The organism is Vannielia sp. ABF1_015 (assembly GCF_056160745.1).
The window spans coordinates 2,188,106-2,208,018 of sequence record NZ_JBSWXT010000001.1 but is presented as its reverse complement, the minus strand read 5'-3'; the positions used below and the strand labels follow the sequence as shown (position 1 = coordinate 2,208,018).

Sequence of the window (19,913 nt, the reverse complement as noted above, 5' to 3'; positions counted from 1 at the left end):
CGCTCCTGTGCGGATTTCCGCACAGTTCCAGACGGTCTCTGCTTGGGTGAGTCTAGCGCTGACAGCTCGCCAGCCATATCGTCAGGGCAAAGTGGCTACTATTTCACACGCGCTGCGGCAATGATCTCGCCCGGCCCGGCCTTTTGCACAATAACAACCGCCGGGGCCTCGCCTGGGGCGGCGACCTGCAAGTCCAGCGCGGTTTCACCGTCCCACTCGCCCAGCACCTGCCAGTCGCGCACGATGTTGTGGTAGCTCATGGTTAGCCCGGCGTTTTCACCGCGCTTGATAGCCACGGTCTCTTCCGGCGTGTAACGCACAAGCTGCACCACCAGCTTGCCCTGCGCAGGCTGGGGCGGGGTGCCATCAATGGCCACCTCCTCGCCCACGCGCTGCGCCCGAAGCTGCATCACCGCCGGGCGCGCCTTATGGGTGCCCAGCAAGTCCACCACATCCATCGGCCGCGCGCCAACAACGTGATCCACCCCGCCAATCACCATCTGCGGCGTATAGATCGTGCGCGCCCCGGCCTGATGGGCATACCCCTTCTGCCGCTTGGTGTGCTCGGGGCGGGCAAAGGCGTCTTTCCAGCCAATGTAGTCCCAGTAGTCCACATGCAGCGCCAGCGCGATCACGCCCGGTTTCTTTGCAAGCTTGGCCAAAATTTCATCAGCCGGCGGGCAGCTCGAACAGCCTTGGCTGGTGTAGAGTTCCACCACAACCGGCTGCTCCGCAACCGCGATGCCTGCAAGCCCCACATAAAGAGCCATTGCCCCAAAGAGCTTTTTCATGCCTGATTTCAAGGCCATATTAACCTGCCAATGTCATCCCTGCCTTCCGGTTTATCCCCTCCCCCGCGCAAGCGCCAATCAACGAAACGCGAGAGATGTGACAAAGCGCGCCGCCCCCTTGCGCCCCGATTGTGTGCAATGGTATACAAAAACCGAGCTGGCCACCCCAATCATCCTTGCAAGCCCCCGCGCTTGCAGCGTAAGGGAAGGCCAAGTGCAGCCACCCAAAGCCAAGGGAGCCCCCCATGCCAATCACCGTCGGCCACGATACCTCCAAAACCCGCAAAACACTCACCGTCGGCAGCCAGTCGGTCGATTACTATTCGATCCCTGCCGCCGAGGCCGCCGGTCTGGGCGACTTTTCCAAACTTCCCGCCGCGCTCAAGGTGGTGCTGGAAAACATGCTGCGCTTCGAAGATGACAAGACCGTCTCGGTCGATGACATCAAGGCCTTCGCCGAATGGGCCACCAAGGGCGGCAAGAACCCCCGCGAAATCGCCTACCGCCCGGCCCGCGTGCTGATGCAGGACTTCACCGGCGTCCCCGCCGTGGTCGATCTCGCCGCCATGCGCGACGGTATCAAGGCTCTCGGCGGCGACCCGCAAAAGATCAACCCGCTCAACCCCGTCGACCTCGTGATCGACCACTCGGTCATGATCGACGAGTTCGGCAACCCCCGCGCCTTCCAGATGAACGTGGACCGCGAATATGAGCGCAACATGGAGCGCTACACCTTCCTCAAGTGGGGCCAGAACGCCTTCAACAACTTCCGCGTCGTGCCGCCGGGCACCGGCATCTGCCATCAGGTGAACCTTGAGTACCTCTCACAAACGGTCTGGACCGACGTGGATCAGAACGGCAAGGAGGTGGCCTACCCCGATACGCTGGTGGGGACTGACTCTCACACCACCATGGTCAATGGCGCTGCCGTGCTGGGCTGGGGCGTAGGCGGCATCGAGGCCGAGGCCGCCATGCTCGGCCAGCCGATCTCCATGCTGATCCCCGAGGTCGTGGGCTTTGAGCTTACCGGCAAAATGGTCGAGGGCACCACGGGCACCGACCTCGTGCTGAAAGTGGTCGAAATGCTGCGCGAGAAGGGCGTCGTCGGCAAGTTCGTGGAGTTTTACGGTGCCGGGCTGGATCACCTGCCGCTGGCCGACCGTGCCACCATTGCCAACATGGCCCCCGAATACGGTGCCACCTGTGGCTTCTTCCCGATCGACAACGAGACCCTGCGCTACCTCAAGAACACCGGCCGCGACGAGGCCCGCATCGCGCTGGTCGAAGCCTACGCCAAGGAAAACGGCTTCTGGCGCGGTGCCGATTACGCCCCGGTCTACACCGACACCCTGTCGCTCGACATGGGCACCATCGTTCCCGCCATCTCCGGCCCCAAGCGCCCGCAGGATTACATTTCGCTCGACAATGCCGCCCCGGCCTTCGCCAAGTTCATCGAAGGTCTGCGGAGCGCCAAAGACGCCTCCGCGAAGGAAGAAGTCCGCTGGGAAGGTGAAGGCGGCGCGCCCGAGCCGCGTGATATCCCCGGTGATACCGGCAACCACAAGAAGGGTTGGTACAAAACCGACGACGGCAGCTACCAGTTGCATGACGGGTCCATCGTGATTGCCTCGATCACCTCCTGTACCAACACCTCCAACCCCTATGTGATGATCGGCGCTGGCCTCGTGGCCCGCAAGGCGCACGAAAAGGGCCTGACTCGGAAGCCTTGGGTTAAAACCTCGCTGGCGCCCGGCTCTCAGGTCGTGTCGGCCTACCTCGAAGCCGCCGATCTGCAAAAAGATCTGGACGCCATCGGTTTCAACCTCGTCGGCTACGGCTGCACCACCTGCATCGGCAACTCCGGTCCGCTGGAAGAGCCGATCTCCAAGGCCATCAACGATTACGACCTCGTTGCCACCTCGGTGCTCTCGGGCAACCGCAACTTCGAGGGCCGCATCAGCCCCGACGTGCGCGCCAACTACCTCGCCTCTCCGCCCCTCGTGGTGGCCTACTCGCTGGTGGGCGACATGAACGTCGACATCACCACCGAGCCACTCGGCACCGACAAGGACGGCAACCCCGTTTACCTCAAGGACATCTGGCCGACCCAACAGGAAGTGGCGGAACTGGTCGAGCAGACCGTGACCCGCGAGGCCTTCCAGTCCAAATATGCCGATGTGTTCAAGGGTGACGAGAAGTGGCAGGGCGTCTCCGTGCCCCAGCAGGAAACCTACGATTGGCCGGCCACCTCCACCTACGTCCAAAACCCGCCCTACTTCCAGGGTATGACCATGGACACCAAGAAGATCGAGAACATCGAAGGTGCCAAGGTTCTGGCCCTGCTCGGTGACATGATCACCACCGACCACATCTCCCCCGCCGGTTCCTTCAAGGAAACCACCCCGGCCGGTAAGTATCTCACCGAGCGTCAGGTGCCGGTCCGCGAGTTCAACTCCTACGGCTCGCGCCGCGGCAACCACGAGATCATGATGCGCGGCACCTTCGCCAACATCCGCATCAAGAACGAGATGCTGGATGGCGTCGAAGGCGGCTACACCAAAGGCCCCGATGGCGAGCAAACCTCGATCTACGATGCCGCCATGGCCTATCAGGATCAGGGCACCCCGCTGGTGATCTTCGGCGGCGAGCAGTATGGCGCGGGCTCCTCGCGTGACTGGGCCGCCAAGGGCACCGCGCTTCTGGGCGTGAAGGCCGTGATCGCCGAGAGCTTCGAGCGGATCCACCGGAGCAACCTCGTCGGCATGGGCGTCATCCCCTTCGAGTTCACCGGCGGCGACACCCGCAAATCGCTGGGCCTCACCGGTGAAGAAACCGTCTCGATCAAGGGCCTCGTCGGCGTCAAGCCGCTGCAAGAGGTTCCCGCAGAGATCACCATGGCCGATGGCAGCACCAAGGAAATCACCCTCAAGTGCCGCATCGATACCGCCGTGGAGGTGGAATACATCGAAAACGGCGGCGTGCTGCACTACGTGCTGCGCAACCTCGCCAAATCCGCCTAAACACCGGACAAAAAACAAAAAACGCGGGCCCAACCAGGCCCGCGTTTTCACTTAGGGTGGGCAATCTGCCCACCATCCCTAGGCCCCCCAAAATCGCCGATCCGCGCGCAGCCCGCTGATGTCGATGTTCGGCTGCCGCCCCTCCGCCAAATCCGCCACGATCCGCCCGGTCACCCCGCCGAGCGTCAGCCCTAGATGCTGGTGCCCAAACGCATGGATGATCCGCTCCGCCCCCGGGCGCACGCCGATCACCGGCAGCGAATCCGGCAGCGTCGGGCGAAACCCCAGCCACTCGCTCTCCGGCTCCGGCAGCGGCCCCAGCATCTCCTCGCCCCTGCGTCGCAAATACGCCAGCCGCCCCCGGTTCGCCGCAGCCTCCAGCCCGGCAATCTCTACCGTCCCCGCCAGCCGCGTGCCGCGGGCCATCGGTGAGGCGTAAAAGCCCCCCTCGGCCCAGCCCACCGGGCGGGTCACACGCTGCACGTCACCCCCAAACTGCAAGTGATAGCCCCGCTCCGTCCCCAGCGGCAGTCGCGCCGTCCCTGCGCCCGCGATCCGGCCTGCAAACGCCCCCGCCGCCACAACAGCACGCCCCGCGCCAATCACCTGCCTGCCTGCAACCACCTCCACCCCATCGCCGCGCTCCCGCATCTCGCTGACCCGCGCCACCACCGTCTCACCCCCCAGTTCCGTGAACCGCGCATGAAAGCGCTGCACCAAGGCCTCCGGGTCGCTCACATGCCGCGCGTCGTCGAACACCACCGCCCGTGCCACCGGCAGCGCCAGCCCCGGCTCCATCTCGCACGCCTCCGCAGCGCTCACCTCGCGCCAGCTCACCCCAAGCGCCCGCCGCCGCGCCAGCCCGACCTCCGCCGCCTCGCCCGCCCTGCCCGTCGACCAAACCGTGATCTGCCCCCGCGCCTCTACCAAATCCTGCGCACCCGCCGCCTCGATCAGCGGGTTCAGCCCGCCGTCCGCATGGGCCAGCAGCGCCGCAAGCTGTGCCGCAATCCGCCCCGATGGCCCCGCACGGCAATTCGCCAAAAAGGTCAGCATCCAGCGCGGGTGGCGCAGCGCATGACGCCACGAGATCGAAAGCGGGCTGTCCCGTCCAAAAAGCAGCGTCGGCAGGTCGCGCAGCACAGCGGGGTCGTTCACCGGCAGGCAGCCATAGGTCGCCAGCGTGCAGGCATTGCCATAGCTGGTGCCCGAGCCGGGCGCCGCCGGGTCGATGAGCACCACGCTGAGGCCCCGCATTCGCGCCCAAAGCGCAGCGCTCACCCCAACAATCCCCGCCCCCGCGATCGCAACGTCGAACTCGGCCATCCCGCCCCCGCCTTCCCTCTCTCACCTTCCACGAAAGGACTCGTTTCCAAAGCCCCCGCAATCCTCTATGTCCGCAGGCAACCACAAGAAGCAGGCACATGACAGATCAGGCGCATTCTCCCCAGCACGACTCCGCCCCCCGGGCCGCAAAAGACTGGGTTTCGATCCTGTCCCGCTACCGTGCCTCCACCCCCTCCCGCTCGCTCTTCGAGCTGGGCGTCACCATCGGCCCCTTCGTCTCGCTCTGGGCGCTCGCATGGTGGTCGCTCTCCTATAGCTACTGGCTCACCCTTTCGCTGTCGCTCTGCAACGCTGCCTTCCTCCTGCGCCTCTTCGCCATCCAGCACGACTGCGGCCACGGTGCCTTCTTCGACAATCGCACCCTGTCAGACTGGCTCGGCCGCGTGCTCGGCGTCCTCACCCTCACGCCTTACGATGTCTGGCGCCGCACCCACTCGATGCACCACAGCGCCTCGGGCAACCTGTCGCGGCGCGGCATCGGCGACATCCACACGCTCACTGTGGCCGAGTATCAAGCCGCATCGCCGCTGCGCCGCCTGCGTTACCGGCTCTACCGCAGCCCGCTGGTGCTCTTCGGCCTCGGCCCGGGCTACCTGTTTTTCCTGCAAAACCGCCTGCCCCTCGGCCTGCTCGCCAAGGCGCGCTACTGGGTCAGCGCCATGGCCACCAACGCCGCCATCCTTGCCGCGCTGGGCCTGATCCTGCACTTCGGCGGCCTCGCTCCGATCCTGCTGATCTTCCTGCCCTCCACCCTGCTGGCCGCCACCGCCGGGGTCTGGCTGTTTTACGTCCAGCACCAGTTCGAAACGACCCATTGGGAAGAAGAGGCCGACTGGCAGCTGCATGACGCCGCCCTGCACGGCTCCTCGCACTACATCCTGCCCGGCTGGCTACAATGGCTCTCGGCCAACATCGGCATCCACCACGTCCATCACGTTCACAGCCGCATCCCCTTCTACCGGCTGCCAGAGGTGCTGCGCGACCATGCCGAGCTGGCCATCGCCAATCGCATGACCATCCGCGAAAGCCTGCGCAACGCCCGCCTCCACCTGTGGTGCGAGCAGCGCCGCCGCCTGCTCTCCTTCGCTCAGGCCCGCCAGAACGTCTAACGCAGGCCGGGCAAGCCCGCGCAAATCCCGCCCCGAGTGCTCACACCCACACTCGCTTGCGCGCCAAGGCCGGAATGTAAAACGCGTCAATAAGCAACCAGACCAGCCAAGCCATGAGCATCGGCAGGCCAACGCCCTCCAGCACCAGCGCAAGCCCCAGCAGCGTCAGCACCGCCTGCGCCGCACCTGTCACCCATGCGCCAAGGTAAAACCGATGCACCCCAAGGCCGCCGCCGAATAGCCAAAACAGATAGGCCAGCACGAGCGACTTGCGCCCCCGCCGCAACGCGCGCGCCACTTTCACGTCCATCCCCGGGTCTGTCACGTAAGCCATAGCCCTGCCGCGTTCTTCTTCGCTCCCCTGCAGGAAAACCATCAAAGCATGGCAAACTGCGGGCACCGATGGGCCATTTGCCGGGCCATCCTCTTGGGCTAACCTGCCCCCAACCGGCGCAGGAGGCCCCATGAGCGACGAAAAGATCGAGGTCGAAAACGTCAACACCCCCGGCAAGACCAGCCGCGTGAACCGCGCGAAATATCTCGATATGCGCGCAGCCCTCCTCGCCGTCCTGCCCAGCGAGGCACCGGGCATGAAAGTGCCCGAGGCCAAGGCCGCCCTCCTGCCCCGGCTCGACGCAGCGCTCTTTCCCGGCGGCGACACCGCCGGATGGTGGCTCAAATGCGTGCAACTCGATCTGGAGGCAAAGGGCCTGATCGCCCGTGCGCCCAAGCCCCCCGTCCGGCTCCGGCGCTGCTGAGCGCCAGGCAGAAAAAGACCCCGGCCACGGGGAGGAATGCCGGGGTCTTCTCTGGGGTCGGGCGAGTGTGGCCCGGGGTCCGGGTGTCGGGGAGGCCCGGATCTTCTGGTTTCAAATATCAAACTCGAAATACTGGCTGAAAATGCCGTGCTTGCTTACAAAGTCGCGGGCCATATCGGGCCTGCACCAACAGCTTTGCCCGGCCCGGCGCGCATTTGCCATCGCAGGTCCGGCACATTCACCCCGCATTCACGCGCAATTAACGCAACGGCAGCCTGCGCCGCCCGGCTTGACCCTTCCCGCCCGAGCGGCCACATCTTTGCCATGGCCTTCAACGCCCCCCAATGGTTCTCCGACGCGCTCACAACCGCTGGCGCCGACCCGGCGCTGGACCATGACCCACGCTGGGCCAACTTCCTCGATCCCGACTATCGCTGCCCCTGCTGCGGCATCGCCTCTCCCGGCCTGATCGACCTTGGCTTCGATCACCCCGATGTCTGGCCCCACGGCAATCGCGGCGAGACCGGCGAAGCCCTGATGCAGCACGGCCGCGACCGGCTGACGACCGACCTCTGCCGTTTGGGAGACTCCTACTTCATCCGCTGCATCCTCCCCGTGCCGATCCGGGGGCATGATGGCTACTTCTGCTTCGGGCCATGGGCGTTGGTGGCGCGCGAGCATTTCGAGGCCCATGCGGCAGCGACCCTGCCGCCCTTTCCGCCCTTCGACGGATGCGAGGCCGTGCTGGCCAATGCCCTCCCCGGCACCGCGCCGCGCCAACCCACGCCCTGCATGCTCACCACCGCCGGGCCCACCGACCGACCTGCCCTGTTTCCCCACGCCGGGCCGCTGCGGGCGGCGCAAGAGAGCGGCATCACCTTTGATACGCTGCTCCAGATCTACGCCACCACCGGCACCGATCTGCGCGACCACCTTGGGGATGGGCCCGAACCAGTGGCCGAATCCGAGCACAAGCACGAAGACTAGGCGCTCTTCCGCCGCCTCACGCAGCCGTCACCCGCCGTGACGACCTGTCCCTCTGGCCCTCTCTCACACGCCCTGCTAGGCCGCCTGCTTGCGCGCCCCGGGTCACTCCCGGGGCGCCCGCATTTTGGAGACGAGAGAGATGACCGAACCGACAGAAGGCCAGCAAGAGGCCGCCCGGATCGCCACAACACGCAACGCGCTGGATCTCGGCGCGCTGTCGCTCATTGCCATCATCGGCAAGCCCAACGCCCGCCGCGCCATCCTGCGCCACCGCTCGGGCCGGGTCGAAACCGTGGCCCTCGGCACCCAAGCCGCAGGCGGCACCGTGACCGGCATCGGCAGCCGCAGCCTCACGCTCAAACTCGACGGCAAACCCCTGCGCCTCAGCCTGCCCGGCTGACCGCCGCGCCACGCGGGGCCTCATCGGGGCCCGTCCGGCCCCTCTTCGGCCCAACGTCGGCACCACGTCGGCCCCGGGGCAACCACGGATCGGTCTTGACGACACCCGCGCCCCGCGCCACACCCGGCCCCATGACACAGACAGCCGAGAAAACAGCCCTCATCACCGGGGCCTCCCGCGGCCTCGGCGCCGCCTTTGCCGAGGCACTGGCCCCATCCCATCACATCATCGCCGTGGCCCGCACCACCGGCGCGCTCGAAGAGCTGGACGACCGCATCCGCGCCAAAGGCGGAGCCGCCACGCTCGCGCCGATGGACATCGGGGTGGAAGCGGCCATGGAACAGTTGGTCAGCTCCATCGCAGGCCGCTGGGGTGGCGTCGACCTCTGGATCCACGCCGCTGTGCATGCCGCCCCGCTCGGCCCTACCGCGCATCTGGACGATAAAGATTGGCAAAAGAGCCTCGACACCAACCTCACCGCCACCCGGCGGCTGATCTCGCTGGTCGAACCGCTGCTGCTGGCCCGCTCCGGCACCGCGGCCTTCTTTGACGACGCGCGCGGCGGGCAAAAGTTCTTTGGCCACTACGGCACCACCAAGGCCGCGCAGATGGCACTGGTGCGCGGCTGGCAGGCCGAAACCGCCAAGACCGGCCCCCGCGTCGTGGTGCTCGAGCCCCAGCCCATGCCCACCGCCACCCGTGCCCGCTTCTTCCCCGGCGAAGATCGCGCCCCCCTGACAAGCCCGGCCGATGAAGCCGCCCGCTTGATCACCGAGGTCATCACCTGAGGCCAAGCGGCGGTTTGAGTATTTTCAGCAAGAAAATGCCACAGCGCGCACCAGCCGCAGCGGCCTTCCGCTTGTGAGCGGGCGGGCGCTCGCCTATGCAGGAGGCACGGGCAAGAAGCGGGGCAACATGCGCATTCTCATCACCAATGACGACGGGATCAACGCGCCAGGGCTGGCGGTGCTTGAGGCGATTGCCGCCGATCTCGCCGGGCCAAGCGGCGAAGTCTGGGTGGTGGCGCCCGCCTTCGAACAATCCGGCGTCGGCCATTGCATCAGCTACACCCACCCCACCATGATCGCCAAACTCGGCGAGCGCCGCTTCGCCGCCGAGGGCAGCCCCGCCGACTGTGTGCTCGCCGGGCTCTACGACGTGCTCGACGGCGAGCGCCCAGATCTTGTGCTCTCGGGCGTCAACCGGGGCAACAACGCCGCCGAAAATACGCTCTACTCGGGCACCATCGGCGGCGCGATGGAGGGTGCGCTGCAAGGCGTGCGCTCGGTGGCGCTTTCGCAGTTCTACGGCCCCGACAATGTGGAGCTGGACGATCCCTTCGAAGCCGCCGCCGCCCATGGTGCCCGCACTCTGCGTTGGCTGCTGGAGCATGGCGAATGGGAGGGCGAGCGCTACAACACTTTCTACAACGTAAACTTCCCGCCCTGTGCCGCCGCCCAAGCAGGCGAGCTGAAGATCACCACGCAAGGCCGCAGGAAAACCACGAATTTCTCCGTCGAGCCCCACATCGCCCCCTCCGGCCGCCGGTTCCTCTGGATCAAGGGTGGCCCCCAGCACGAGAACACCGGGCCGGGCACCGATGTCGCGGCCAACCTCGCCAATCACATCTCGATCACCCCCATGCGCGCCGACCTGACCGCCCATGATGCGGTGGCGCGCTTGCAGGAGAAACTGGGATGAGCGAGGGCACGGAAGCGGAACGCAAAATGCAGTTCCTCTTCGCCCTGCGCTCCCGGGGCGTCACCGACAAGGCGGTGCTCTCCGCCATGGAAAAAGTTGACCGCGGTCAATTCGTGCAGGGCCTGTTCTCCGAACGCGCCTATGACGACACACCCCTGCCCATCGCCTGCGGCCAGACCATCTCGCAGCCCTCCATCGTCGGCCTGATGACCCAGGCGCTGCAGCTGACCCCGCGCGACAAGGTGCTCGAGGTCGGCACCGGCTCAGGCTACCAGGCCGCGATCCTCGCCATGCTCGCCCGCCGGGTCTATACCGTCGACCGTTTCCGCCGCCTCACCCGCACCGCCGAGGCGCTGTTCCGCGAGCTGGATCTCACCAACGTCACCACCTTCACCGCCGATGGCTCTCACGGGCTGCCCGAGCATGCGCCTTTCGACAAGATCATCGTCACAGCCGCCGCCGAAGATCCGCCCGGACCGCTCTTGGCCCAGCTGCGCATAGGGGGTATCATGGTGGTGCCCGTTGGCCAGTCGGACGCGGTGCAAAGCCTGATCCGTGTGCGCCGCACCGAAGAAGGCCTGCGCTACGACGAGCTGCGCGACGTGCGTTTCGTTCCGCTCCTCGAGGGGTTGGGCAAAGAGTAGTCAGGGAGGTGCCGCAATAAGGCACCCCCAAAAGTTTGAGGGAACGAGCGTCATGCGTCTCACCGCAACTCTCGTGGCATCCGTGAGCCTCTTCGGCCTCACCGCCTGTGAAAGTCTTGATAGCGATTTCCGCGGCTTCGGCGGCGGTTTCAACACCAGCGAGGCCGCGCGCAAAGCCACCGAGCCCCGGCCCGCACCAGACAATCGCGGCATCCTCTCCTACCCCGGCTACCAAGTTGCCGTGGCCCGGCGTGGCGATACGGTCACCTCCGTCGCCGCCCGCGTCGGTATCCCCGAAAATGAGCTGGCCGCGCGCAATGCCGTGCCGCCCGGAGCCTCTCTGAACGCTGGCGAAGTGCTGCTGCTGCCCCGCCGCGTGGCAGAGCCCTCGCCCTCCACCGGCGCGCCCACCACCGGCCCGATCCGCCCTGCCGAGCAGGTTGATGTGGCCGTGCTGGCCGATAACGCCATTTCCCGCGCCGAGGGCACAATCACCCCCGCCGCCCCAGCCCGTAAGCCGCAAACCGGGCAAGAGCCCGTGCGCCACGTGGTCAAGGCTGGTGAAACCGCCTATTCCGTATCCCGCCTCTATGGCGTGTCGGTCAAGGCGCTGGACGAGTGGAACGGGCTGGATGACAAGCTCACCCTGCGCGTCGGCCAAACCCTCTTGATCCCGCCAGAGGCGCCCTCGCGCCCCAAGCCCACCACCGTCACCAAGCCCGGCACGGGCAGCGAAACGCCCACGCCGCCCTCGGCCGCCAAACCGCTGCCCAAGGACGAGCCCGCCGCGGCTCAAACCAAGACGACAGAGGCCAAGCCCGCCCCCGGCACTCCCGAAAGCCCCGATCTTGGCAAACAGGCCACCCAGGCCTCCGCCAGCTCGGCGCGCTTCATCTCGCCGGTCAACGGCAAGATCAGCCGGGTCTTCTCGTCGCGCAACAAGTCGGTCAACTTCTCGGCCAGCGCAGGCAGCCCGGTGAAGGCAGCTGATGCGGGCACCGTCTTCGTTGTGACCAAGACCGACGATCAGGTGACCTATGTCGGCATCAAGCACGACGGCGGGCTCACCTCGGTTTACGCCAATGTTGACGGCGTGACCGTCAAGAAGGGCGACAAGGTGTCCAAAGGGCAGTCCATCGCCAAGGTCAGCCCCGGCAACCCGGCCTTCCTCAACTTCATCGTCCTGAAGGGCACACAGGCCATCGACCCGGCCCCCTACCTGCCCTGAGTTGGGGCGCACGGAGCGTTAACTTAACCATGCAGGCGGAAATCCCGTCTGCATGGGATGTGCATCAGTTGTGCATAGGGTGTGGCCTACGTCTTTTGACCGGTTAACGCCGCAAAGGTTAACCGTAGGGTGGGCAATCTGCCCACCACCCGGCCTCAGAGCTTCACGCCCTTCCGCCCGGCCAGATCGGTGAAAAACTGCCAGGCGACACGCCCCGAGCGTCCGCCGCGCGTGGCCTGCCATTCAATCGCCTCGACCCGCAGCGTATCTGCCTCTACCTCCACGCCGTATTCGGCGCAATAGCCTGAAATCATGGCCAGATACTCATCCTGCGTGCAGGGGTGGAAGCCCAGCCAAAGGCCAAAGCGGTCACTGAGAGAGACCTTCTCTTCCGTCGCCTCGCTTGGGCTGATCGCAGTGCTGCGCTCGTTCTCGATCATATCGCGCGGCATCAGGTGGCGACGGTTGGAGGTGGCATAAAACACCACGTTCTCAGGCCGCCCGGCGATACCCCCATCGAGCACCGCCTTAAGCGATTTATAATGCTCGTCATCATGGCTGAACGAAAGATCATCGCAAAACAGCAGAAAGCGGGCCTCAGAGCGGCGCAAATGCCCCAGCAACCGGCCGATAGAGGGCAGGTCTTCGCGTTGCACCTCGATCAGCTTGAGGTCTGCAAAATTGGCTTGCACCGCAGCGTGTACCGCTTTGACAAGGCTGGATTTTCCCATGCCCCGCGAGCCCCAGAGCAAGGCGTTGTTCGCAGGCAGACCGGCGGCAAACTGGCGGGTGTTTTCCACCAGCGTGTCGCGCGAACGGTCAATGCCGATCAGCAGGCTGATATCCACCCGGTTCACCTGCTCCACCGGCTCCAGCGCATCCGGGTCCGCGTGCCACAGAAAGGCCGAAGCGCTTGTAAAGTCAGGGTCTTTCAGCGGGGGCGGTGCCATCCGCTCCAGCGCGGCGGCAATCCGGTCCATCGGGTCGTCCACGCTCAAAACTCTTCGTCCTCATCCAAGATGCCCTCAGCCCGCAGCCGCGCCGTCCGCCTGCGCTCCACCCGCGCCACGAGGAAGATTGAAACCTCGTAGAGCCCGTAAACCGCAACAAACAGAATGACTTGGGTAAAGATATCCGGCGGCGTCACAATGCCGGCCAGCACGAGGATCGCCACAACCGCATATTTGCGTACCGCTGCCAGCCCGGCTGCGCTCACCAGCCCCGCCTTCCCCAGCAGGGTCAGCAAAACGGGCAGTTGGAAGCAGACGCCAAAGGCCATGACGAAGGTGATGGTGAGCGAGAGGTATTCCGAGATGGAGCCCTGAAACACCACAGATCCGGATCCCGCCACAACCTGCCCCTCATCCGCGGTCTCCGCACCCGTCGGGGCGGCCCCGCCAAAGTCCTGGAACCCAAGGAAAAAGTCGTAGGCCAGCGGGATCACGATGTAATAGCAAAAGGCCGCGCCCAGCAGGAACATCGCCGGCGAGGCGATCATGAAGGGCAGGAAAGCCGAGCGCTCATTGCGATAGAGCCCGGGGGCCACAAACCGCCAGAGCTGGAAGCCGATCACCGGGAAGGCCAGCGCAAACCCGGCCAGCATGGCAATGCGGATCTGCACAAAGAAGCCGTCTTGCAGGCGGATCATTTGCAGGTTGCAGCTCTGCATCCGCTCCGCCATCGCATCGCAGACCGGCTGTTTAAGGAAATCGAAAATCTGGCCTGCAAAATAGAAGCAGATGAAAACGGCAATGATGAAGGCAATCGCCGAGCGGATCAGCCGGGTGCGCAACTCGGCCAGATGCTCAATGAGCGGCGCGGAGCTGTCGTCGAGGTTCTCTTCTGCCTGACTCATCCGTTCAGCTCACACCCGCATCGCCCGGTGCGCCGGGCTTCGTCTCTGATTTCATGGCAGCTTTTGTGTCCGGCTCAGCAGGCGCAGGGGCGTCCGCCCCGTTAACCATCTCTTCATCAAAGTCCGGCTCGTCCGAAAGCTCCGCCGCCTCCGAGGCCGCCGCTGCCGCCTCCCGCGCCTTGCGCTCTTCGGCGGCCTTGGCGCTGGCGTCGTGAATCTTGCGCTTGGCCTCCGCCCGCTCTTCCGAGAGCTTTTGGGTTTCGGGGCCAAGGTCTTTCTTCGCCGCGTCCTTCTTGCCGGGCTCCCACTTGTCAAAGCGGTCGGCGGCGTCGCGCAGCTTGTCGATCCCCATCGACTTGGGGTTCATCGTCTTGTTGAGGTCGCTGGCCACGTCCTTCATGCCGGTGCTGTCAGCGGCATCTTCCATGGCGCGCGAAAATTCCCGCGCCATCCGCTTCACCTTGGCCGTCATCTTGCCAAGCGACTGGAACATCACCGGCAAGTCCTTCGGACCCACCACGATCAGCGCCACGACGCCAATCAGCAGAAGCTCGCTCCAGCCCATTTTGCGACCCCTAAAGCCCTATCAGGCCTTGTCTTTCTCTTCCGGCGTCACGTCGCGCGCGGCGGCCGCATCGGCTTCGTCCAGCTCTTTCGTGCCTTCCGAAACGCCCTTCTTGAACGAGGTGATCCCCTTGCCCACTTCGCCCATCAGCGAAGAGATCTTGCCGCGCCCGAAGAGCACCAGCACCACGACGGCGATAAGAAGCCATCCGACCGGGGGGATATTGGTGATGAACATCGCTTGCATGATTTGCCCGTCCTTTGATCCCTGAAGCCTTGCAACGGAGCCCGGAAGGCCCGTGAAGTCGCCCCTATTTATGGAGTTTCCGGCCCGGGCGAAAGGGGCCTTTACATCACGATTGGGCAATTCTCGCGGTCACTTGGCCGCAGCGGTGCCCTCAATCGGTGCGTAGAGGAAACAGAAAGCACCTGTCGCGCCGAATGGTGAGCCACAGCACAGTGCCCGGCTTGGGCAAAAAAACCGAGGGAATCGTCGCCCGAAGCACCTGCCCGTCATGGTCCATCTTCAACTCCACAAGGCTCTCGCGCCCCATAAAGCGCGCCCGCTCCACCACGCCCCGTGCAGGCATCCCGTGGCTCTCCGTCGGGTTCGGGCCGCGCCCGCCCCGATCAAAGTCGATGGTCAGGTGCTGCGGGCGAAAGACAATCTCCACCTCCTGCCCATCCGGCACACCCGGCGCGAGGAATGAGCCAAAGGGTGTTTCCGTCAACGCGCCGTCAACTTTGCCCCTCAGAATATTGATATCACTGAAAAAAGCAGCGGCCTTCCGGTCGCCCGGATTGTTGTAGATCGTATAGGGAGCGCCCCGCTGCACAATCACCCCATCGCGCATCAGCAGGATTTCATCAGCCATCCGCATCGCCTCATCGGGCTCATGGGTGACAAGCAGCACCGCCGTGCCCTCTTCCTTCAACACGCTCAGCGTCTGGTCGCGGATCTCATCGCGCAGCCGCATGTCGAGCCCCGAGAATGGCTCGTCCATCAGCATCACCCGCGGCCGTGGGGCCAAGGCGCGGGCCAGCGCCACACGCTGTTGTTCCCCGCCCGAAAGCTCATGTGGATAAGCCTCCGCATGGCTGGCCAACCCGACCCGCTCCAGCAACTCGCTCACCCGCCCGCGCGCCGCGCCGCGCTTCAGCCCGAAGGCCACATTCTTGGCCACCGTCAAATGCGGAAACAACGCAAAATCCTGAAACATCAGGCCAATATTGCGCTCTTCCGGCGGCACGAAGGTCGACTGGTCCGAAAGCACGGTGCCTTCTGCAAGCACACGCCCTTCATCGGGCCGGTCGACGCCCGCGATCATCCGCAAGGTGGTGGACTTGCCGCAGCCGGAGGGGCCGAGCAGGCAGGTCACCTGCCCCGGCGCCAGTTGCAGCGACAGATCACGCACCACAGCCCGCCCGCCAAGGCGGCGCGTCAGGTTCTGCACCTCAATCCGGTCGCTCTCGCCCAAGTCCCCGCCTTCCGTTACCCGAGCAAAAGCATCGGGTTGCGGGCGGTCGTAGCAGCCCGTCTCAGGCCGGGCAAGTCGGCCACGTCAGGCCAGCGTGTAGTTCAGCGAGCCGCCATCCAGCAGAATGTTCTGCCCCACCATGTAGCCTGCATGTTTCGAGCACAGGAAGGCACAGGTCTGGCCAAACTCTTCCGGCGTGCCATAGCGGCCCGCAGGTATGGTCGCAGACCGCCGCGCGCGGGCCTCTTCCATGGTGATCCCCTCCTTCTCACACACCCCCTTGTCGAGCGATTCCGCCCGATCGGTTGCATGAATGCCGGGGAGCAGGTTGTTGATGTTAATGCCATATTCCGCCACCTGCCGCGCGGTGCCGGCCACAAAGCCCGTCAGCCCGGCGCGGGCAGAGTTGGAGAGGCCCAGCACCGCAATCGGGCTTTTCACCGATTGGCTGGTGATGTTCACCACCTTGCCCCACTTGCGCTCCATCATGCCCGGAAGGGCCGCCTGCATCAGCGCGATGGGGGTGAGCATGTTGGCATCCAGCGCGGCGATAAAATCATCCCTGTCCCAGTCCTGCCACATGCCGGGCGGCGGGCCACCGGCATTGGTAACCAAAATTTCCACCGTGCCCGCCGCGCCCAGCAGCTTGGCCCGGCCCTCTTGGGTGGTTACGTCGCAGGCCACGGTTTCGACCTCCACGCCAAAATCCTTGCGGATCGCCTCTGCACTGGCCTCCAGCGCCTCCGCGCCGCGCGCATTCATCACCAGGCTACAGCCCGCTTCAGCCAGCGCCCGCGCGCATCCAAGCCCGAGGCCCTTCGACGAGGCGGCCACCAAGGCCCGTTTGCCTGAAATTCCCAGATCCATCGCATGTCTCCCTGCTGTCATTGCGCCGCACCCTCGCGCGCCGCCCGGCGATTCGCCAGCACCGCGCCCGGGCGGCCTTCCGGCCCCGGCGTTACGTCCTTGTTAATTGCGACCCTGCACAATTGCCACATCCTGCGATGAAGCCCGCCATTTGGTTGACCACAAGGTCACCCCGGCACTATCTCTTTGCGCAGGTGGTGGCATTATGGGTAGCGGGGCATAGCTCCGATGTTCTTTGAAGGTATTCCGAGACCAGATGACCACGCCGCTAAACGATCCTTCCTCCAAGCCTACCCCCCCGCGTGCGCGGGCCGCTCGCCGTGCAAGCTATGATTGCCACCTGTTTAGCGGCAGCGATCTGCGCGTCACCTCCGGTGCCAACCTCGGCGATGAGCTGGGCGAGCTGGATGAACTCTGCGAGGGCGATGTCTACGCGCTGGACGAAGAGGCAAGCGTGGCCAAACTGGCGCTGATCACCGAGAGCGGCCAGCACCGGGTGGCCAGCGGCTCCGAACTGGGCAACGCGGGTGATGCCGTCACCCTCGCCGGGCGGCTCACCTTCATGGGCGGCGACGGCGGCGGAATGGATCTGCTGGTGGTTGAACTGCCCGCCAAAGACGGCCTCTCGCGCCATATCCTGCCGCTCCAGCCCATGGAGCCAAGGGTGGATTACACCCTCATCGGTGTCTCCGAAGACCCGGGCGAGGTGCAGCTTTCCGATCTCACCTCCTTCGCCTTCGCCCGTGGCACCGCAATCACCCTCGCCTCCGGTGCGCAAAAGCCGGTGGAACAGCTGGCGCCCGGCGAGCGCGTGCTGACCCGCGACCACGGCGCACAACCCGTGCGCTGGATCGGCCACCAAACAGTGCGGGCGGTCGGGGCCTATGCGCCCGTGGTTATCGCCAAGGACACCCTCGGCAACGCCGCCGATCTGATCCTGAGCCAGCACCAACGCCTCTTCGTCTACCAACGCGGGGCCGACCGGGTGACAGATACCGCCGAGATGCTGGTGAAGGCCGCGCTGCTGGTGGATGACGATGCGGTCTTTATCCGCAAGGGCGGTTTCGTCGATTACTACACGCTGGTGTTCGATCACCACGAGGTCATCTACGCCGAGTGCATCCCCGTGGAATCGCTGGAGCTTTCGCCAGACACCCGCCAAAGCCTGCCGGGCGAGATCGCCGCCGGCATCGCCGCAGAGCTGGGCGACCTTGCCCATACCCCCGCCTTCGGCACCGAGCTTTCGGGAGACCTGATAGACCCCGAGAAGCGCCGCAAAATCTTCAAGGGCAGTGCGGGACGTTAGCCATTTATACAGCTTTGTGCCCGGCACCCGCCGTTGCTATTCTTTTCCTCGCGACACCTTGGGGAAGGGAGGAGCAATGAAAGCCGAACCGACCAACCGAAAGGGTGAGATCCTTTTGGCAGCCTTCGACGCGCTCACGGCCGAAGGCCTGCCTATGCTCTCCTATGATACCATCGCCAGCCGAGGGGCACTCTCCCGCCAGCTGATCCGCTACCACTACCCCGACCCCGAAGACCTGATGATCGACCTCTGCGACCATCTCGCCGGGCTCTACCGCGAGGCCCTGATCTCCGAGGTGATGAAGCGCGAGGGCGCAGCCCGCCTGCGCTGCTTCTTCGATTTCTACTTCGACATGATCGAGGGCAATCTCAAACCCCGCGACGATCAGGTTTACGATGCGCTGATGTCGCTCTCGGCGGGCCACCCCCGCATCCGCACCAACCTGCGCAGCCAATATTCCCTGCTCGGGCAAGTGCTTTCACACGAGCTGGAACTGGAATACCCCGAGCTGAGCACCCAGAGCGCGCAGGAGCTGTCCTACCTCTTCGTCTGCCTGATGTATGGCCACTGGAAGATGGTCGCCTCGCTGGGCCTTTCGCCCGAGCACCGGCACGTCACACGCCGCGCCATCGACCAGCTGATCGAGTCGCACCGTGCCCGCCCCGCCGAAACGGGGCCAAAAATCTGGTCCAACGCGCCGAAAAGCTGATTTTCCAACCGAAAAAGTTTCCGCAACGGCAACATTGCCCATAAAAGCGGGCTTGGCATCAAAGGCCCACAGCCCGCTTTTCCATCCGAAAACCCGCGCTGCAAACAATTGACACGAAGCCTGCCGATCTGCTGCCCTTACGTCATTGATTGAAACCGGGCGTGGAGAACCAAGAACCGCCGCGATTATGACCCGATGGGCAATTTCGGCCCACCCCTCAAAAGCAGCGATGGGCACAACGCCTCTACCGCACCGGCCTGTCAGCCGCGCTGCGCTACCTCCAACCACGGGACGGATAACATGAGCATAAATGCCTCAACGCCACTGGGCATCATGAGCTTTTTCTTCATCACACTTTGCCAGAAAGACAAGCACTTCCCCTCCGAGCTGTCCCGCCGCCTGCCCCAGCTCTCCCCTCTCCTCGCCATCAGGATCGGGGCCATACTGGATCACTGCGCTCTTCATGGCATCATCCGCCGCGACGCCATCACCTGGAGCATTGGCGGAAGCTACCCCAGCAATCTGACCGTCGGGCAGAGCTCCATGCAGCAAGTCGCCAACGATGTGCGCTTCGGCCTAAAGCCCCTGCGCATCGACGTCTCGCTTCAGGAAGCCATGAAGACCTGCCAATCCATCACCAATGACGCCATGATGGTTGGCGTCGGAAAGATCACCGACGCAATGGATGGCACCCTCGCCAACCTTTCGGCCATCTACAAGGACGGCAAAAAATACTGGACCTACGGCGGGAAGCCCCTAGTCGAAAAGGGCCCGGTTCTAAAAGAACTCAACAAGAAGATCATCAACTATGAGGGCAATCCCGTAGATCTTTTTATTCTGGCGATCTGACTACCCCCGCAGCGCCTCGATCAACTCATCCTTGGTCATCTCGCTGCGTCCGGAAATATCCAGCTCCTTGGCGCGGTCATATAGCTCCTGCGCCGTCCACTCCTCAAAGGGCGGTGCCTTCCCGCCCTTCTTGCTGGGCTCCATGTCGTCATTGGCTTGCGCATTCGCGATCCGCGCCGACTTCTCCTTGCTGTACCCCTTGTCGCGCAGGGCCTCATAGGTGTCGTCGTCCTTCACACTCGGGCCGGTCTCTTCTCTCTGTGCCATGTCTGTCTCCTTCATGGCCCAACGCCCAGCCCA

Annotated in this window: 22 protein-coding genes; 12 read left to right on the top strand and 10 right to left on the bottom strand. The window is 64.7% G+C overall.

All coding sequences use genetic code 11. The features are described 5' to 3' along the window. Positions 1 to 98: 98 nt before the first annotated feature. Positions 99 to 791, bottom strand: coding sequence for a DUF1223 domain-containing protein (locus ACXAG6_RS11070; protein ID WP_475337574.1), 693 nt, complete (start codon positions 789 to 791; stop codon positions 99 to 101). Between the two features lie 245 nt (positions 792 to 1,036). On the opposite strand from ACXAG6_RS11070, the gene acnA reads away from it, so the two are divergent. Further along, positions 1,037 to 3,811 carry an aconitate hydratase AcnA gene (gene acnA, locus ACXAG6_RS11065; protein WP_475337573.1) on the top strand — a complete coding sequence of 925 codons (2,775 nt, stop codon included), beginning with the start codon at positions 1,037 to 1,039 and terminating at the stop codon, positions 3,809 to 3,811. Positions 3,812 to 3,889: 78 nt separating this feature from the next. Here acnA and ACXAG6_RS11060 read toward each other — a convergent pair whose 3' ends face one another. Further along, positions 3,890 to 5,137: an NAD(P)/FAD-dependent oxidoreductase gene (locus ACXAG6_RS11060; protein ID WP_475337571.1), complete on the bottom strand. Its 1,248-nt coding sequence runs from the start codon at positions 5,135 to 5,137 to the stop codon at positions 3,890 to 3,892. A 98-nt stretch (positions 5,138 to 5,235) separates the two neighbouring features. Between ACXAG6_RS11060 and ACXAG6_RS11055 the strand changes: the two genes are divergently transcribed. Beyond that, complete coding sequence (locus ACXAG6_RS11055; protein ID WP_475337570.1) at positions 5,236 to 6,267, top strand: fatty acid desaturase; 1,032 nt, start codon at positions 5,236 to 5,238, stop codon at positions 6,265 to 6,267. Between the two features lie 40 nt (positions 6,268 to 6,307). Here the strand turns inward: ACXAG6_RS11055 and ACXAG6_RS11050 are convergent, their stop codons facing one another. Further along, the gene (locus ACXAG6_RS11050; RefSeq protein ID WP_475337568.1) at positions 6,308 to 6,601 is read right to left on the bottom strand and encodes an NINE protein; all 294 of its coding nucleotides are present in this window, start codon (positions 6,599 to 6,601) and stop codon (positions 6,308 to 6,310) included. Positions 6,602 to 6,731: 130 nt separating this feature from the next. On the opposite strand from ACXAG6_RS11050, the gene ACXAG6_RS11045 reads away from it, so the two are divergent. The 7 genes from ACXAG6_RS11045 (at position 6,732) to ACXAG6_RS11015 (ending at position 11,985) form a co-directional block, all read left to right on the top strand. Then, on the top strand, positions 6,732 to 7,025 hold the full coding sequence (locus ACXAG6_RS11045; protein WP_475337567.1) for a DUF6958 family protein: 294 nt from the start codon (positions 6,732 to 6,734) through the stop codon (positions 7,023 to 7,025). A gap of 324 nt (positions 7,026 to 7,349) precedes the next feature. Continuing rightward, complete coding sequence (locus tag ACXAG6_RS11040; protein WP_475337566.1) at positions 7,350 to 8,012, top strand: DUF2199 domain-containing protein; 663 nt, start codon at positions 7,350 to 7,352, stop codon at positions 8,010 to 8,012. A gap of 139 nt (positions 8,013 to 8,151) precedes the next feature. Further along, the gene (locus ACXAG6_RS11035) at positions 8,152 to 8,412 is read left to right on the top strand and encodes a hypothetical protein (RefSeq protein ID WP_140013942.1); all 261 of its coding nucleotides are present in this window, start codon (positions 8,152 to 8,154) and stop codon (positions 8,410 to 8,412) included. Between the two features lie 131 nt (positions 8,413 to 8,543). Beyond that, a complete protein-coding gene (locus tag ACXAG6_RS11030) occupies positions 8,544 to 9,200 on the top strand; it encodes an SDR family NAD(P)-dependent oxidoreductase (protein ID WP_475337564.1) in 657 nt (218 codons plus the stop codon). Between the two features lie 127 nt (positions 9,201 to 9,327). Then, positions 9,328 to 10,113, top strand: a complete 786-nt coding sequence (gene surE / locus ACXAG6_RS11025; RefSeq protein WP_475337563.1) for a 5'/3'-nucleotidase SurE — start codon at positions 9,328 to 9,330, stop codon at positions 10,111 to 10,113. Continuing rightward, the gene (locus tag ACXAG6_RS11020) at positions 10,110 to 10,757 is read left to right on the top strand and encodes a protein-L-isoaspartate(D-aspartate) O-methyltransferase (RefSeq protein ID WP_140013939.1); all 648 of its coding nucleotides are present in this window, start codon (positions 10,110 to 10,112) and stop codon (positions 10,755 to 10,757) included. The genes surE and ACXAG6_RS11020 overlap by 4 nt, the downstream gene beginning before the upstream one ends. 52 nt (positions 10,758 to 10,809) lie before the next feature. Next, positions 10,810 to 11,985: a LysM peptidoglycan-binding domain-containing protein gene (locus tag ACXAG6_RS11015; protein WP_475337561.1), complete on the top strand. Its 1,176-nt coding sequence runs from the start codon at positions 10,810 to 10,812 to the stop codon at positions 11,983 to 11,985. Between the two features lie 155 nt (positions 11,986 to 12,140). Here ACXAG6_RS11015 and ACXAG6_RS11010 read toward each other — a convergent pair whose 3' ends face one another. From ACXAG6_RS11010 to ACXAG6_RS10985, 6 genes are all read right to left on the bottom strand, one after another. Further along, complete coding sequence (locus ACXAG6_RS11010; protein WP_475337560.1) at positions 12,141 to 12,977, bottom strand: ATP-binding protein; 837 nt, start codon at positions 12,975 to 12,977, stop codon at positions 12,141 to 12,143. Between the two features lie 2 nt (positions 12,978 to 12,979). Further along, a complete protein-coding gene (gene tatC, locus ACXAG6_RS11005; protein ID WP_475337559.1) occupies positions 12,980 to 13,840 on the bottom strand; it encodes a twin-arginine translocase subunit TatC in 861 nt (286 codons plus the stop codon). Between the two features lie 4 nt (positions 13,841 to 13,844). Next, entirely contained in the window at positions 13,845 to 14,405 is a 561-nt protein-coding gene (tatB, locus tag ACXAG6_RS11000; RefSeq protein ID WP_140013936.1) for a Sec-independent protein translocase protein TatB, read from the bottom strand. Between the two features lie 21 nt (positions 14,406 to 14,426). Then, entirely contained in the window at positions 14,427 to 14,642 is a 216-nt protein-coding gene (tatA, locus tag ACXAG6_RS10995) for a twin-arginine translocase TatA/TatE family subunit (protein ID WP_140016062.1), read from the bottom strand. A gap of 160 nt (positions 14,643 to 14,802) precedes the next feature. Then, entirely contained in the window at positions 14,803 to 15,882 is a 1,080-nt protein-coding gene (locus ACXAG6_RS10990; protein ID WP_475337557.1) for an ABC transporter ATP-binding protein, read from the bottom strand. Positions 15,883 to 15,966: 84 nt separating this feature from the next. Beyond that, entirely contained in the window at positions 15,967 to 16,749 is a 783-nt protein-coding gene (locus ACXAG6_RS10985) for an SDR family oxidoreductase (protein ID WP_475337556.1), read from the bottom strand. Positions 16,750 to 17,005: 256 nt separating this feature from the next. Between ACXAG6_RS10985 and ACXAG6_RS10980 the strand changes: the two genes are divergently transcribed. From ACXAG6_RS10980 to ACXAG6_RS10970, 3 genes are all read left to right on the top strand, one after another. After that, entirely contained in the window at positions 17,006 to 18,055 is a 1,050-nt protein-coding gene (locus ACXAG6_RS10980) for a Hint domain-containing protein (protein ID WP_475337555.1), read from the top strand. A 76-nt stretch (positions 18,056 to 18,131) separates the two neighbouring features. Further along, the gene (locus ACXAG6_RS10975; RefSeq protein WP_475337553.1) at positions 18,132 to 18,764 is read left to right on the top strand and encodes a TetR/AcrR family transcriptional regulator; all 633 of its coding nucleotides are present in this window, start codon (positions 18,132 to 18,134) and stop codon (positions 18,762 to 18,764) included. Positions 18,765 to 19,097: 333 nt separating this feature from the next. Continuing rightward, positions 19,098 to 19,613, top strand: a complete 516-nt coding sequence (locus ACXAG6_RS10970; RefSeq protein WP_475337552.1) for a hypothetical protein — start codon at positions 19,098 to 19,100, stop codon at positions 19,611 to 19,613. On the opposite strand, the gene ACXAG6_RS10965 is transcribed toward ACXAG6_RS10970, so the two are convergent. Beyond that, positions 19,614 to 19,880 (bottom strand): DUF7218 family protein, encoded by a 267-nt coding sequence (locus ACXAG6_RS10965; protein ID WP_475337551.1) that lies wholly within the window; start codon positions 19,878 to 19,880, stop codon positions 19,614 to 19,616. Positions 19,881 to 19,913 lie beyond the last annotated feature (33 nt).